General features: G+C 68.4%; 13 protein-coding genes and 1 pseudogene. 10 read left to right on the top strand and 4 right to left on the bottom strand.

The annotated features are described in order from the left end of the window. Positions 1-8: 8 nt before the first annotated feature. Positions 9-638: pseudogene (locus A5658_RS28565) on the top strand (hypothetical protein); the annotation flags it as partial. Positions 639-788: 150 nt separating this feature from the next. On the opposite strand, the gene A5658_RS24790 reads toward A5658_RS28565, so the two are convergent. After that, entirely contained in the window at positions 789-1,496 is a 708-nt protein-coding gene (locus tag A5658_RS24790; RefSeq protein ID WP_067341677.1) for a hypothetical protein, read from the bottom strand. A gap of 85 nt (positions 1,497-1,581) precedes the next feature. Here A5658_RS24790 and A5658_RS24785 point away from each other — a divergent pair, with 85 nt between their 5' ends. Next, a complete protein-coding gene (locus tag A5658_RS24785; protein WP_067341674.1) occupies positions 1,582-2,850 on the top strand; it encodes a mannosyltransferase in 1,269 nt (422 codons plus the stop codon). On the opposite strand, the gene A5658_RS24780 is transcribed toward A5658_RS24785, so the two are convergent. After that, positions 2,845-3,129, bottom strand: a complete 285-nt coding sequence (locus A5658_RS24780; protein ID WP_067341670.1) for a 4a-hydroxytetrahydrobiopterin dehydratase — start codon at positions 3,127-3,129, stop codon at positions 2,845-2,847. The two genes, A5658_RS24785 and A5658_RS24780, sit on opposite strands and share 6 nt — an antisense overlap. A 26-nt stretch (positions 3,130-3,155) precedes the next feature. On the opposite strand from A5658_RS24780, the gene A5658_RS24775 reads away from it, so the two are divergent. The 3 genes from A5658_RS24775 (at position 3,156) to A5658_RS24765 (ending at position 7,369) form a co-directional block, all read left to right on the top strand. Beyond that, positions 3,156-3,536 (top strand): (deoxy)nucleoside triphosphate pyrophosphohydrolase, encoded by a 381-nt coding sequence (locus A5658_RS24775; protein ID WP_067341667.1) that lies wholly within the window; start codon positions 3,156-3,158, stop codon positions 3,534-3,536. 63 nt (positions 3,537-3,599) lie between these two features. Continuing rightward, a complete protein-coding gene (gene typA / locus A5658_RS24770; protein WP_067341664.1) occupies positions 3,600-5,489 on the top strand; it encodes a translational GTPase TypA in 1,890 nt (629 codons plus the stop codon). A 44-nt stretch (positions 5,490-5,533) separates the two neighbouring features. Then, a complete protein-coding gene (locus tag A5658_RS24765; protein ID WP_156751640.1) occupies positions 5,534-7,369 on the top strand; it encodes an ABC transporter family substrate-binding protein in 1,836 nt (611 codons plus the stop codon). A gap of 273 nt (positions 7,370-7,642) precedes the next feature. Here A5658_RS24765 and A5658_RS24760 read toward each other — a convergent pair whose 3' ends face one another. Next, complete coding sequence (locus tag A5658_RS24760) at positions 7,643-8,227, bottom strand: TetR/AcrR family transcriptional regulator (RefSeq protein ID WP_067341685.1); 585 nt, start codon at positions 8,225-8,227, stop codon at positions 7,643-7,645. A gap of 130 nt (positions 8,228-8,357) precedes the next feature. Between A5658_RS24760 and mshB the strand changes: the two genes are divergently transcribed. From mshB to A5658_RS24735, 5 genes are all read left to right on the top strand, one after another. Beyond that, complete coding sequence (mshB, locus tag A5658_RS24755) at positions 8,358-9,266, top strand: N-acetyl-1-D-myo-inositol-2-amino-2-deoxy-alpha-D-glucopyranoside deacetylase (protein WP_067341658.1); 909 nt, start codon at positions 8,358-8,360, stop codon at positions 9,264-9,266. Between the two features lie 68 nt (positions 9,267-9,334). Further along, positions 9,335-9,745, top strand: coding sequence for a hypothetical protein (locus A5658_RS24750; protein WP_067341655.1), 411 nt, complete (start codon positions 9,335-9,337; stop codon positions 9,743-9,745). A 107-nt stretch (positions 9,746-9,852) separates the two neighbouring features. Beyond that, positions 9,853-12,456: a bifunctional FO biosynthesis protein CofGH gene (locus tag A5658_RS24745; protein ID WP_067341682.1), complete on the top strand. Its 2,604-nt coding sequence runs from the start codon at positions 9,853-9,855 to the stop codon at positions 12,454-12,456. Positions 12,457-12,521: 65 nt separating this feature from the next. Then, on the top strand, positions 12,522-13,172 hold the full coding sequence (locus A5658_RS24740) for a hypothetical protein (RefSeq protein WP_067341653.1): 651 nt from the start codon (positions 12,522-12,524) through the stop codon (positions 13,170-13,172). A 30-nt stretch (positions 13,173-13,202) separates the two neighbouring features. Continuing rightward, entirely contained in the window at positions 13,203-13,985 is a 783-nt protein-coding gene (locus A5658_RS24735) for a maleylpyruvate isomerase N-terminal domain-containing protein (RefSeq protein ID WP_067341650.1), read from the top strand. Here the strand turns inward: A5658_RS24735 and A5658_RS24730 are convergent. Continuing rightward, positions 13,982-15,137: FAD/NAD(P)-binding oxidoreductase (locus tag A5658_RS24730; protein WP_156751638.1), on the bottom strand; the 1,156-nt coding region annotated here is incomplete at its 5' end. The two genes, A5658_RS24735 and A5658_RS24730, sit on opposite strands and share 4 nt — an antisense overlap.

The following is a 15,137-nucleotide window of genomic DNA, read 5'->3' as shown; positions in this document are numbered from 1 at the left end:
CACGGAACCTGATCTACGCCTTTACCGCCACGGCCATCGCCTCAAGCGCCGCCCTGGCGATGTCCCCCAACGCCGGAGCCGACCCCGCGCCGCCCGCGCCGATCCCCGCCCAGCAGCTGCCCGGTCTGCCCGCGCTGCCGGCTCTGACCGAGTTGAGCCCGATCATCCAGCAGGCCGCCGGCAACCCCGAGCAGGCGACCCAGTTGCTGATGGCCGCCGCGCAGGCGTTCAGCAAGAACCCCTCGGCACCCGAGGAATCGAAAAACGTTGCGGCGTCGGTGAACCAGTTCGTCCAGGCGCCGGACGCGGCCTCGACCGCGCACGTCGTCCCGCCCGGTGTGGAACCGGGCGCCCAGGCACACCTGCCGATCGGGATCGACCCGGTCCACGCGGCAGGGCCTGCGCCCGCCGCCGCGCCCGCGCCCGTCCCGGCGAACGCCGTTCCGGTGGCCGCGACACCCGCTCCGGCCGCAGCTCCCGCGCCGGCGCCTGAGGCCGCCGGGCCCCAGGCTGCGGCTCCGGGGTTCAGCCCGGACGCGCCGCCCACCCAGGACTTCATGTATCCGTCGATCAGCAACAACTGCGGCGGCGACGGCGGCACGGTGATGGCTCCCGTGCTGTCGGTGGCGGGTCCGGCGTTGGGGGACATCGCCAGGGCGGCGCTTGAGGCGATGGCCGTGGCGGTAAAGGCGTAGATCAGGTTCCGTGCGATGTTCATGGTGTCCTCCCAGTCGTCGAAGTTGGTGGTGGCCGGCTAGCGCGGGGAGCGCTAGCCGGCCGGTCGCGCATCAGGGCAGGGCGGAAACCGGGAACAGCGACGCGCCGGCCGCCGCGGGCAGGACCGGTGCGGTCGCCAACGGTGCCGCGGTCAGCGGCAGGGTCGCCGCCGGTGCCGCGGCGGCCGGAATGCCGGCGGCCGATGCCAGCCCGCTGCTGAGCGGTGATCCGCCGGTGAACAGCGAGGTCAGGTCACCCGGCAGCGACACTTGCTGCGGCAGCGGGAACGGCATCCCCGGGATCTGCGGCAGGTTCAGCTGAGCCTGGGGCAGCATCCCCGCGGGATTCGCCGCCGGCGCGGGCGCGGCCGGTGCGGTCAGACCCGGAAGGCTGAGTCCCGGCGTCGACGTCGCGGCCGGAGCCGGCGAGGTCAGGCCCGGAATGCCAAGTCCCGGTGTGGAACTCGCGGCCGGGGCCGGCGAGGCCAAGCCCGGGAGCAGAGATGCGCCGGGGGTGGCGGCAGCGGGCGTCTGCGGCATCTTGATCGCAGCGCTGGCCAGCGGCGGCGGCGTGGCCGGCTGGCCGCCGAGCGCGCCCGCGACGTTCTGCAGCAGCTGCGGCGCCTGAGCCGCGGTACCGACCAGCTGCTGGCTGATGTCGGGGGCGGGCACCGGCGCCGGGTCGGCGTGGGCTGTGCCCATCACGCCGCCGAAGAGCAACGCTGCCGACGAGCCCGCCACGACGGCGGTGGCGCGTACGAAGGTCCGAACAGTTGACATGATTCTCCCTGAAACTCGATGACAGGTCCTCGCCGCAGACGATCCGTCAGATGCCAGAGTGACTCAAGTGACACGTGTGGCATTTATGCGACCGTTACGGAACCGAGTGACGCCGGTGACCGTCGGGGCCGGCGATAGAGTCGTGCAGATAGACACCACCTCGGCCGCTCCGGCGGCAATCACCACCCGCCGGCGCGCGATCTCTGTAGACACGATCGGGCCGGTGCTCCTGGCCGTGAGCGTGTTAGCGCGCCTGGCCTGGACCTATCTGGCACCCAACGGGGCCAATTTCGTCGACTTGCACGTCTACGTCGGCGGGTCGGCGATGATCGACCACCCCGGCAGCCTCTATCGCTACGTCTACGCCGACCAGACGCCGGATTTCCCACTGCCCTTCACCTATCCGCCGTTCGCCGCGGTCGTGTTCTATCCGCTGCACTTCCTGCCGTTCGGCCTTGTCGCGTTCTGCTGGACGATCGGGACGATGGCCGCGCTCTACGGCGTGGTTCGGCTCAGCCAGCGACTGCTGGGTGTCGCCGCCGGCGAGGGCCACCGGTTGGCGATGCTCTGGACGGGGATCGCGATCTGGCTTGAACCGATGCGCAGCACGTTCGACTACGGGCAGATCAACGTCGTGCTGGCGCTGGCCACTTTGGGCGCGGTGTTCAGCGCTCGATGGTGGCTCTCCGGCTTCTTATTGGGGACGGCGGCCGGAGTTAAGCTCACTCCTGCAATCGGCGGCCTGTATTTCGTCGGCGTGCGCCGGTGGGGCACGGCGGTGTTTTCCGGGGTCGTGTTCCTCGCGACGATCGCGCTGTCGGTGTGGGTCGTCGGCGATCAAACTCGTTACTACTTCACCGATTTGATCTTCAAAACCGACCGGGTTGGGCCGATTTGCACGATCTTCAACCAGTCGTGGCGTGGGGCGATCTGCCGGATCAACGGCCACGACTCCGGCTACAACCCCGCGGTGCTGATCGGAATCGCCGTTACCGCAATACTTTCCGTGCTCGCCTGGCGGGCGATCAATGATCGACTGGGCCGACTTTTGGTGGTCGAGTTGTTCGGACTACTGCTTTCGCCGATTTCCTGGACTCATCACTGGGTGTGGTTGGTGCCGTTGATGATCTGGCTGTTTCACGGCCCGCTGTCGGACCGTCGCGGCGCGCGGATTCTCGGTTGGATCTGGTTGGTGCTGCTCGTCGTCGGCGTGCCCTGGCTGCTGAGTTTCGCGCAGCCGAGCATCTGGCAGAGCGGCCGTCCCTGGTACCAGGCGTGGGGCGGGCTGATCTACATCGTGACGACGTTGGCGACGCTGGCGTGGGTCGCCGCCAGCAGACGACGCGAGCTATGACCCGATAATCGAGTCGATGTCGTGCGCCATTGCCACGTCCTTGTCGGTGATGCCGCCCTCGGAATGCGTCACGAGAGCGAAAGTCACTGTCCGCCAACGGATATCGATGTCTGGGTGATGATCCTTGGCTTCGGCGTGCTCGCCGACCCGGCGAACCGCGTCGATGCCGGCGAGGAACTCCGGAAACTTCACCGACCGGCGCAGGGCGCCGTCTTTGCGTTCCCACCCGTTGAGGTCAGGCAGTGCGGCGTCTACTTGTTCATCCGGTAACACAGCCATACTTCGACCGTATACCGTCAGCCGCGATGGTCAACCTGATCGTGGTCGCCGGCGCGATCGTCGCCGAGTCGAAGGTGCTGATCGCGCAACGCACCCGACCGCCCGAGCTCGCCGGTCGCTGGGAGTTACCTGGCGGCAAGGTCGCCGCGGGGGAGGCCGACCCCGAGGCGCTGGCCCGGGAACTCGCCGAGGAGCTCGGCGTCGACGTCGCCATCGGCGAGCATCTCGGCGACGTGCAACTAACTCCGACCACGACGCTGCGGGCGTATGCGGCCACGCTGATCCGCGGCGAGCCCACGCCGCACGACCACGCGGCGCTGCGCTGGATCTCCCGGGCGGAACTCGACGCCGTCGACTGGGTGCCCGCCGACCGCGGCTTCCTGCCGGCGCTGCGTCGGCTGCTGTGACGGGGCCCACGCCGCAGCGCCTCAGTTTCGCAATACACGACCTGCACTGAAACAATCACCGACGTGGATTTCCGGAACGTAGCCATCGTCGCGCATGTCGATCACGGCAAGACGACCTTGGTCGATGCCATGTTGCGGCAATCCGGCGCGTTGACCCATCGCGGCGACGACGCCATCGAGCGCCTAATGGACTCCGGTGACCTGGAGAAGGAAAAGGGCATCACGATCCTGGCCAAGAACACCGCCGTGCACCGCCAGCACGCGGACGGCTCTATGACCGTCATCAACGTCATCGACACCCCGGGCCACGCCGACTTCGGCGGCGAGGTCGAGCGCGGCCTGTCGATGGTCGACGGCGTGCTGTTGCTGGTCGACGCCTCCGAGGGCCCGCTGCCGCAGACCCGCTTCGTGCTGCGCAAAGCGCTGGCCGCGCATCTACCGGTGATCCTCGTCGTCAACAAGACCGACCGGCCCGACGCCCGCATCGCGGAGGTCGTCGAGGAAAGCCACGACCTACTCCTCGACGTCGCCTCCGACCTCGACGAGGAAGCCCAGGCCGCCGCCGAGAAGGCGCTCGACCTGCCGACGCTCTACGCCTCCGGACGGGCCGGCATCGCCAGCACCACCCAACCAGCCAACGGCGAGAATCCCGACGGCGACAACCTCGACCCGCTGTTCGACGTTCTGCTGCAACACATTCCGCCGCCGCAGGGCGACCCCGAAGCGCCGCTGCAGGCCCTGGTCACCAACCTCGACGCCTCGGCGTTCCTCGGTCGACTCGCGCTGATCCGGATCTACAAGGGCCGCATCAAGAAGGGCCAGCAGGTCGCCTGGATGCGCGAAGTGGACGGGCACCCCGTGATCACGAACGCCAAGATCACCGAGCTACTGGTCACCGAGGGGGTCGAGCGCTCGCCGACCGAAGAGGCCATCGCCGGTGACATCGTCGCCGTCGCGGGCATTCCGGAGATCATGATCGGCGACACGCTCGCCGACGTCGACCACGCCCACGCTCTGCCGCGCATCACGGTCGACGAGCCGGCGATCTCGGTGACCATCGGCACCAACACCTCGCCGTTGGCCGGCAAGGTCTCGGGCCACAAGCTCACCGCGCGAATGGTCAAGTCCCGCTTGGATTCCGAACTCGTCGGCAACGTGTCGATCAAGGTCGTCGACATCGACCGCCCGGACGCCTGGGAGGTCCAAGGCCGTGGCGAGCTGGCGCTGGCCGTGCTCGTCGAGCAGATGCGCCGCGAGGGTTTCGAGCTGACGGTCGGCAAGCCGCAGGTGGTCACCCAGACCGTCGACGGCAAGCTGCACGAGCCGTTCGAAGCGATGACCATCGACTGTCCCGAGGAATTCGTCGGCGCGATCACTCAGCTGATGGCGGCCCGCAAGGGCCGCATGGAGGAGATGACCAACCACGCCGCCGGGTGGGTGCGGATGGACTTCATCGTGCCCAGCCGCGGCCTGATCGGGTTCCGCACCGACTTCCTCACGCTGACCCGCGGCACCGGGATCGCCAACGCCGTCTTCGACGGCTACCGGCCGTGGGCGGGTGAGATCAAGGCGCGCCACACCGGCTCACTGGTGTCGGACCGCAGCGGGACGATCACTCCGTTCGCGATGATCCAGCTCGCCGACCGGGGGCAGTTCTTCGTCGAGCCGGGCGAGGACACCTACGAGGGCCAGGTCGTCGGAATCAACCCGCGCGCAGAGGATCTCGACGTCAACGTGACGCGCGAGAAGAAGCTGACGAACATGCGCTCGTCGACGGCCGACGTGATGGAGACGCTGGCCCGGCCGCTGGAGCTCGGCCTCGAGCAGGCGATGGAGTTCTGCGCCGAGGACGAATGCGTGGAGGTGACGCCCGAGGTGGTCCGGGTACGCAAGGTGGAGCTCGACGCCACCATGCGCGCGCGGGCGAAGGCGCGGGCCAAGGCGCGCGGCTGACGACGCGGATGCGCGGCGCCACCCAGACGGGCACCGATACCCTGTTGGGCGTGCCGAAACCAGCTCGCCGCGTGTATGCGACCGCCGGGTTGCTGGTTTCCCTGCTGATGTTCGCCGGCTGCACGGTCAGCCCGCCGCCGGCGCCGCAGAGCACCGAGACCAAGCGCAGCACGGCCCCGCCGCCGCAGCGCAAGACGCAGATCATCATGGGCATCGACTCGATCGGCGCCGGGTTCAACCCACACCTGTTGTCGGATCTGTCCGCCGTCAACGCCGCGGTCAGCGCGCTGGTCCTGCCCAGTGCGTTTCGTCCGGTGGTCGATCCGAGCACCCCGACGGGATCGCGTTGGGAGATGGACCCCACGCTGCTCGATTCCGCCGAGGTGACGAGCGAAGAACCGTTCACGGTGACCTACAAGATCCGGCCCGAAGCGCAGTGGACCGATAACGCCCCGATCGCCGCGGACGACTTCTGGTATCTGTGGCGACAGATGGTCAGCCAGCCCGGCGTGGTCGACCCGGCCGGCTACGACCTGATCACCGGCGTGCAGTCGATCGACGGCGGCAAGCAGGCGGTGGTCACTTTCGCGCGGCCCTATCCGGCCTGGCGCGAATTGTTCGCCAACATCCTGCCGGCGCACATCGTCAAAGACGTTCCCGGCGGCTTCCCTGCGGGGCTGGCCCGCGCCTTGCCGGTCACCGGCGGGCAGTTCCGGGTGGAGTCCATCGACCCGCAGCGCGACGAAATCCTGCTCGCCCGCAACGACCGATACTGGGGCCCACCGGCCAAGCCCGATCTGGTGCTCTTCCGTCGCGCCGGGGCACCCGCGGCGCTGGCCGACTCGGTGCGCAATGGCGACACCCAGGTGGCCCAAGTACACGGCGGCTCAGCGGCTTTCGCGCAGCTGTCGGCCATCCCGGCCGTGCGGACCGCCCGCATCATGACGCCGCGTGTCATGCAGTTGACGTTGCGGGCGGGACAACCGAAACTTGCCGAAAGCCAAGTCCGCAAAGCGATCCTGGGCCTGCTCGACGTGGACCTACTCGCCGCGGTGGGCGCGGGCAGCGACAACACGGTGAGCCTGGACCAGGCGCAGATCCGCTCGCCCAGCGATCCGGGCTACGTGCCGACCGCGCCGCCCGCGATGACCCGGACCGCGGCGTTGGGGCTGCTGGAGGCAGCGGGCTACCAGATCGACAACGACACCTCCACCCCGGAGAGTCCCCGCGGCCACGTCACCAAGGACGGCAAGGACCTGTCGCTGGTCCTCGGGGTCGCGGCCAACGATCCGACCTCGGTGGCCGTCGCCAACACCGCGGCCGACCAGTTGCGCAACGTCGGTATCGACGCGACCGTGCTCGCGCTCGACCCGGTTGCCCTGTATCGCGATGCGCTGCTGAACAACCGGGTGGACGCGTTGGTGGGGTGGAGTCAGGCCGGCGGAAACCTGGCGACGCTGTTGGCGTCTCGCTACAGCTGCCCGGCGTTGGAGGCGACGGCGGTATCGACGGCCGCGGCGCCGGCGTCGGGTCCGACGGCCAAGCAGACCCCCGCGACTACGCCGACCGCCGCCACGTCGACGGCCCCGGCCAAGACGCAGGAACCCGGCGCGCTGGTGCAGGCGCCGTCGAACCTGACCGGCATCTGTGACCACAGCATTCAGGCCGACATCGACGCGGCGCTGGGCGGCACCAAGGACATCAACGACGTGATCAACTCAGTCGAACCCCGGCTGTGGGACATGGCCACGGTGTTGCCGATTCTGCAGGACACCACGATCGTCGGAGCGGGGCCGAGCGTGCAGAATGTCAGCCTCTCCGGCGCGGTCCCGGTCGGCATCGTCGGCGACGCCGGACAATGGATGAAGACCGCGCAGTAGGCGCGCATCGCGCAGGTCAGGTAACGATTCGGTCTCTGTTGGACAAAAGTTAGTAAACCGCGGCCCCTCAGGTTGCCCCCAGGTAATGTCCGACCTACCGGTTGAGCCAGCAACCCGGGGGTGCGCCAGCTACGCGAGACCCCCGCCGACGAGAGTCCCGCTTCCACTACCGACATGCCAGGGGCGGACCGGCCAGGGGGCGGCCCGTCCCTGGCCATATCTCCCGGTGATGACCGGTCTAAGCCATTGCGCGACAACGGTATTGCAGGTGCGTCAACTCAAATGCGGAAGCACCGTGTCGACGATCTGCGCGAGTTGACGCTTGTTGGGCGGAGCGCCGGTCAGCAGCATCTGCTGGTTGACCAAAGCGGTGCCGACCCGTGCGGTGTACGGCGTCAGGGTGGACGCGTCGATCTCGTCGTTGTCGGCACCCGCCTGCAGGATCGATTCGGTGATCCCCAATCGCGGCGCGACGACGGCGTCGGCGAAGATCGCCCGCAACTCGGGCTCGTGGAGCAACTGCTGCATGATCTCCAGTCCGGGGAAGGCGGTCTTGCCCGCGACCAGGTCGCAGTGGGCGCTCAGCGCGGCCAGCAGATTCTCCCGAGCCGATCGGTCCGGACGCGGCTCGGGCAACGGGGGCAGCGCGTACAGTAGCGCCGCCTGAACCAGGTCGTGCTTGCAGGACCACCGTCGATACAACGCGGCCTTGCCCGTTCGCGCCCGCGCGGCGATGCCTTCCATCGTCAGCCCGCCGTAGCCGACGGCGGCCAGTTCGGCCAGGGTCGCGTCATAGAGGGCATCCTCGAGTTGTTTGCCCCGGCGGCGGGTGCGGACTGTCGCCGTCTGCTGTCCCATCCGTTGATAGTAGCCAGCAACGTGCATTTCCGAAGAACAGGGCTTTGCCAATCCGGCCGATTATCTTTGCAGCTCAGGGGTTTAGGCCGCGAAATCCTTTGCCGCGCACCGCGCTAGTAGGGTGCGTTCCATGCAGGAGACTCCGCGGCTGTTGTTCGTGCACGCCCATCCCGACGACGAGAGCATCACCAACGGCGCCACCATCGCCCACTATGTCGCGCGCGGGGCGCAGGTCCGAGTGGTCACCTGCACGCTCGGCGAGGAGGGCGAGGTCATCGGCGAGCAGTGGGCGCAGCTGGCCGTCGACCATGCCGACCAACTCGGCGGCTACCGCATCGCGGAGTTGACCGCGGCGCTGCACGCGCTGGGCGTCGACGGCCCGGTCTACCTCGGCGGCCCCGGTCGCTGGCGGGACTCCGGGATGGTCGGCTCGCAAGCCCGCGACCGGCAACGGTTCAGCGACGCCGATCAGCGCGAAGCCGTCGGCGCGCTCGTCGCGATCATTCGCGAGATGCGGCCGCACGTCGTGGTGACCTACGACCCCAATGGTGGCTACGGGCATCCCGACCACATCCAGACCCACGTCGTCACCACCGCCGCGGTCACCGCAGCCGCGACCGCCGACGACTATCCGGGCGAGCCGTGGTCGGTCCCGAAGTTCTACTGGACGGTGATCTCCCGCAGCGCCTTCATCGCGGGGTGGGAAGCGCTCGGCCCCGGCGATCTACGCGACGAGTGGATCGTCCCGCCGCCGGACGGCGACTTCGCCGGGCTCGGCTACCCCGACGACGAGATCGACGCCGTCATCGACGATCCGGATGCCTTGCCGGCGAAGATCGCGGCGCTGCGGGCGCACGACACCCAGCTGACCGTGGGACCCACCGGCCGAGCCATGGCGCTGTCGAACAACATTGCGCTGCCGATCGTGGCGCAGGAGCACTACGTCCTGGCCGCCGGCGTCGCCGGTGACCGCGACGAGCGCGGCTGGGAGACCGACCTGCTGGCCGGAGTCGACCTCGGCGAGCGCGTCTCGCGGTAGGCTGCCGGAATGGATCCGGATCTGGACTACAACCAGCAGCACTGGCAGGACCGACTGGACAACTTCCAGTGGACGATCATGTCCATCGTCTCGCAGTTGGACAGCGTCCCCACCTGACCATCCTTCGGGTCGCGATCCTGGCGCTGTTGGCTGTCGACGGTGTGTTGTCGGCAATCGGTGGCGCCCTCTTTTTGCCGTCCTACGTGGGCTCGGTCCCATTCCCGATCAGCGCGCTGGCCAGTGGCCTGGTCAACGCTGCCCTGGTCTGGGCTGCCACCCACTGGACGAGCCACAATGCCGTGGCGGCACTCCCGGTGTGGACCTGGCTGTTGACCGTTTTCGTGATGGCCCGGCCGGGTCCGGGCGGGGACGTCGTCTTCGCAGGGCGAGGAATCACCCAATACAGCCCGTTCCTGCTGCTGGTAGCGGGTACGTTGGTGCCCTTTTGGGTGCTGTTGCGACGCCGGCACGCCCCCTGAGGGCAGGGGCCACCAAGTCCTCGGCTGGAGGCTACTGTTGTCGCTCATGGCACGCGTCGGGTCGCGGATAGTTGGGACGTGCGGATGGACGTACGGATGAAATGTGGATGGCCGGAAGTTACACCAACGTGCCGTTGACTCCGGGTGAAGAGCCGACCCTGCTGCCCAGCCCGTCGGTCCCTCAGCGACATCGCAGGGCTGGCGATCCTGCGATGCGCCGGGTGTTGCGGCGGGCCCGCGACGGGGTGGCGCTGAACGTCGACGAGGCGGCGATTGCGTTGGCCGCGCGGGGCGAGGATCTGGCGGATCTGTGTCACAGCGCGGCGCGGGTTCGCGACGCCGGGCTGGAGTCGGCCGGCCGACGGGGCGCTACCGGACGGCTGCCGGTCAGCTACTCCCGCAAGGTGTTCATCCCGGTGACCCATCTGTGCCGGGACTCCTGCCACTACTGCACGTTCGTCACAGCGCCCGGCAAGTTGCGGGCCCAGGGTGCGGGCATGTATCTGGAACCCGACGAGATCCTCGATATCGCCCGTCGCGGAGCTGAACTCGGTTGCAAGGAAGCACTGTTCACCCTCGGTGACCGGCCGGAGGACCGGTGGCCGGAAGCGCGCGAGTGGCTGGAGGCGCGCGGTTATGACTCCACGCTGTCATATCTGCGGGCGATGGCGATCCGCGTGCTCGAGGAGACCGGGCTGCTGCCACACCTCAATCCCGGTGTGATGAGCTGGTCGGAGCTGTCGAGGCTCAAGCCGGTGGCGCCGTCGATGGGCATGATGTTGGAGACGACGTCGCGGCGGCTGTTCGAGACGAAAGGCCTTGCGCATTACGGTAGTCCGGACAAAGACCCCGAGGTGCGGCTGCGCACGCTGACCGACGCGGGCCGGCTATCCATTCCGTTCACCACCGGCCTGCTGGTCGGCATCGGAGAGACGTTGACCGAGCGCGCCGAGACACTGCATGCAATTCGCAAGTCGCACAAGGAGTTCGGTCACGTGCAGGAAGTGATCGTGCAGAACTTCCGGGCCAAGGAGCACACCGCGATGGCGTCGACGCCCGACGCCGGAATCGACGACTTCCTGGCCACCATCGCGGTGGCGCGGCTGGTCCTGGGCCCGGCGATGCGCATTCAGGCGCCGCCGAACCTGGTGTCCGAGCAGGAGTGCCTGGCACTGATCGCCGCCGGCGTCGACGACTGGGGTGGTGTATCGCCGCTGACCCCCGACCACGTCAACCCCGAGCGGCCGTGGCCGGCGCTCGACACGCTGGCCGAGGTAACCGCCGCGGCGGGCTACGACTTGGTGGAGCGGTTGACCGCGCAGCCCAAGTACGTTCAGGCCGGCGCGGCGTGGATCGACCCGCGGGTGCGCGGGCACGTGACGGCGTTGGCCGATCCGGACACCGGGCTGGCCCGCGACGTCAACCCGGTGGGGATGCCATGGCAGGAACCCGACGACATCGCCGTGTCGTCCGGCCGGGTCGACTTGAATGCCGCGATCGACACCGAAGGCCGCCGGACCGAGACCCGAAGCGACCTGGACAGCGCCTTCGGCGACTGGGAGTCGATCCGGGCCAAGGTGCACGACCTGGCCGCCCGGGCACCCGAACGCATCAACACCGACGTGCTGGCCGCCCTGCGCTCCGCCGAGCGCGACCCGGCGTCGTGCACCGACGCCGAATACCTGGCGCTGGCGACCGCCGACGGACCCGCGCTGGATGCCGTTGCCGCACTGGCTGATTCGCTGCGCCGTGACGTGGTCGGCGAAGACGTCACGTTCGTGGTGAACCGCAACATCAACTTCACCAACATCTGCTACACCGGCTGCCGGTTCTGCGCGTTCGCTCAGCGCAAGGATGACGCCGACGCGTTCTCATTGTCCGCGGACGAGGTCGCCCAGCGCGCTTGGGAGGCCCACGTGGCCGGCGCTACCGAGGTCTGCATGCAGGGCGGCATCGACCCCGAATTGCCGGTCACCGGCTACGCCGACCTGGTCCGCGCGGTCAAGGCGCGAGTGCCGTCGATGCACGTGCACGCGTTCTCCCCGATGGAGGTCGCCAACGGAGTGACCAAGAGCGGCTTGAGTATTCGTGAATGGTTGACCAGCCTGCGCGAGGCGGGCCTGGACTCGATTCCGGGCACCGCGGCGGAAATCCTGGACGACGAGATCCGCTGGGTGCTCACCAAGGGCAAGCTGCCCACCTCGATGTGGATCGAGGTGGTGACCACCGCGCACGAGGTGGGCCTGCGGTCGTCGTCGACGATGATGTACGGCCACGTCGACGACCCGCGGCACTGGGTCGGGCACCTCAACGTGCTGCGCGACATCCAGGACCGCACCGGCGGGTTCACCGAGTTCGTGCCGCTGCCGTTCGTACACCAGAACTCGCCGCTGTATCTGGCCGGCGCGGCGCGACCGGGCCCCACCCACCGCGACAACCGGGCTGTGCACGCGTTGGCGCGAATCATGTTGCACGGACGCATCTCTCAGATCCAGACCAGCTGGGTCAAGCTCGGTGTCGAGCGCACCCAGGTGATGCTCAACGGTGGCGCCAACGACCTCGGTGGCACGTTGATGGAGGAGACCATCTCGCGGATGGCCGGCTCCGAGTTCGGGTCGTCCAAGACCGTCGCCGAGCTGACCGCGATCGCCGAGGGCATCGGCCGTCCGGCCCGCCAGCGCACCACCGACTACAGCTCGCTGGCGGCGTAGCGCTGGAGAATTTCGCTCAGCGAAACCGACACCGGTGTCGCAACTCCGGGCGCACACTAGGTCGAATGAATCGTCGGATTCCGCTTGTCGCAGGGGTGGTGTTCGCTGCGCTGTTCATCATTGCCCTGCTGATGGTTCCACCGCTGCCGGGCATCGACCAGCCGGCCAGTGCGGTCGTTGCCTATTTTCGTGAGCACTCCAGTGCCGTACGGCTGCAAGCTCTTTTGCTGACACTGGGCTTCCTGGCGCTGGTCGTCGTCCTCGTCCATGCCCGCACACGGCTACAGGGGCCGGCCGGATACGCGTTCACCATCGGCTCCGCGCTGATCATTGCGGAGTTCAGTGGCGAGCTGTGGTTCGTCAGCGGCCTGGCCCTGCACGCTCATGCCCTCGATCCCACGGTGGCCCGCACCGTGGCAGACGTCGCGTTGATGTTCGGTCCGATCCTGACCGTGGCCGACGTGATCGTCGCCGTTCCGATAGCACTTGCTGCCAAGGCTGGTGTGTTCCCGCCCTGGCTCGGCGTCCTCGCCGCGGTCTTCGCGGTCGAGCAATTCGTCGAGACGGTGACGATCATCGGCGGCCCCGGCTCGTTCATCTCGCCCGGCGGGCCGATGAACATGCTTGTCGGCGGCGCGCTGTTCATCCTCTTCTTCTTGGCCCTCGGCGTGAGTACCGCTTTGCTGCCGGACGCGACGACCAGTCGATCCGAGTAGCTGTCAGAGGCCACGGGTATACCCGGTGCCATGGCGCAGGAGATAGACGACGACCGATTCCCCGAGTGGCGGCCGTTCCTCGACGCGGTGCAGCAGCGTGGCCCGGACACCGGCACCTGGTGTGAGGCGTGGACGGTGCGCGACATCGTGATCCACCAGGCCGGCAACGCCGAGGAGTTGGCCCGCGTGCTGGGCGGTCATCTCGCGGGTGAGCCGGTGGCGACACGGCGATTCGAAGAACGCGAGGCGCCGCTGCGCGCGATGAACGACGCCGACCTGTGGGCAGCGTTGCACCGAAACATGGCCCACCTCAACGAAGTTGCCGAGGCTGCCGACGCCGTGCCGGCCGACACCGACGTGGCCTGGACCGGCCGCACGATGAAGGTGCCGTGGTTCGCCGAGCACATGCGCGAGGAGTTGGTGCTACACACCTGGGACATCACCGGTGACAGCGCCGCGGCGCAGGCGCAGTTGGCGCAGCCCTGGATGACCGCGCACAGCGTCTGGGCGGTGGGTAAGCCGCTGCTGGTCAAGGGCGCCCACAAACTCCAGGGTGCCCAGCAGTTGCGGCCCGGCGAGCGCATCGAGGCGCGGTTGCGGGTCGAGGGCGTCGACGATGTGGTGGTGCGGGCGGACGCCGACAGCACCACGATCGAGCTGGCCGATATCGACGGCCCGCCGACATTGGAAACCGATTCCGCCGCAAGGGTTTTGCTGCTGTGGGGCCGCCGCCCGGCCGACCCGTCGCGCATTGTCAGTGGCGCGGGCCCCGAAGAACTGGGACGGGCGCGGACGCTGCTGTCCGGTTACTAGAGCTGGGCCGCCAGTTCGGTGCCCTGCCTGATCGCGCGCTTGGCGTCCAGCTCCGCGGCGACCGACGCGCCGCCGATCACATGCGGATCGATCCCCCTGCGGCGCAGCTCGTCTTCGAGGTCGCGCACCGGTTCCTGACCGGCACAAACGACGATGTTGTCGACTTCGAGCAACTGCGGGCGCTCCCGCTTGGAGCCGAAGCTGATGTGCAGACCGGCGTCGCTCACCCGCTCGTAGTTGACGCCGGAAAGCTGTTGCACACCTTTGGCTTTCAGGGCAGCCCGGTGCACCCATCCGCTGGTCTTGCCGAGTCGTTTGCCCTGCGCCCCGCTCGAACGTTGCAGCAGATACACCTTGCGCGCCGGGGGTGCGGGGATCGGGGGGATCAGCGCACCCGGCGCCTCCCACGGGTCGCCGGCGCCCCACTCGGACTTCCACTCTTTGAGGTTCAGCGTCGGCGAGGAGTCGGTGACCAGGAACTCGCTGACATCGAAACCGATTCCGCCGGCGCCGATCACCGCGACGCGCTTGCCCAGCGGCTTCGCGCCGGTGATGGCCTGGGCGTAGGTCAGCACCATCGGATGGTCGATGCCCGGGATGTCGGGAATCCGCGGCGCGACACCGGTGGCCAGCACGACGTGGTCGAAGCCGACAAGGTCGGCGGCCGACGCCCGTGTGCCGAGCCGCACCGCCACGCCGTTGGTCCGCAGCATCGCCGTGAAATACCGGATGGTTTCGTTGAATTCCTCTTTGCCGGGTATGCGGCGAGCCATGTCGAACTGGCCGCCGATGAAGTCGTGGGCCTCGAACAGCGTCACCTGATGGCCGCGGCCGGCGGCGTTGACCGCGGCCGCCAGCCCCGCCGGCCCGGCCCCGACGACCGCGATCGACCGCGTGCGCCGGGTGGGGGACAACACCAGTTGCGTCTCCCGGCCGGCGCGCGGGTTGAGCAGACACGACACCGGCTTGTGCACGAAGGCGTGATCCAGGCAGGCCTGATTGCACGCGATGCAGGTATTGATCTCGTCGTCGCGGGCGGCTTGCGCCTTGAGCACCCACTCCGGGTCGGCCAGCAGGGGCCGGGCCATCGAGATCAGCTGTACGTGGGTGTCGGCCAGGATCTGCTCGGCCGCCTGCGGCATGTTGATTCGG

The sequence above is a fragment of the Mycobacterium sp. 1245111.1 genome (assembly GCF_001673405.1).
Taxonomy (GTDB): domain Bacteria; phylum Actinomycetota; class Actinomycetes; order Mycobacteriales; family Mycobacteriaceae; genus Mycobacterium.
This window is presented reverse-complemented; position numbering and strand designations above follow the sequence as displayed.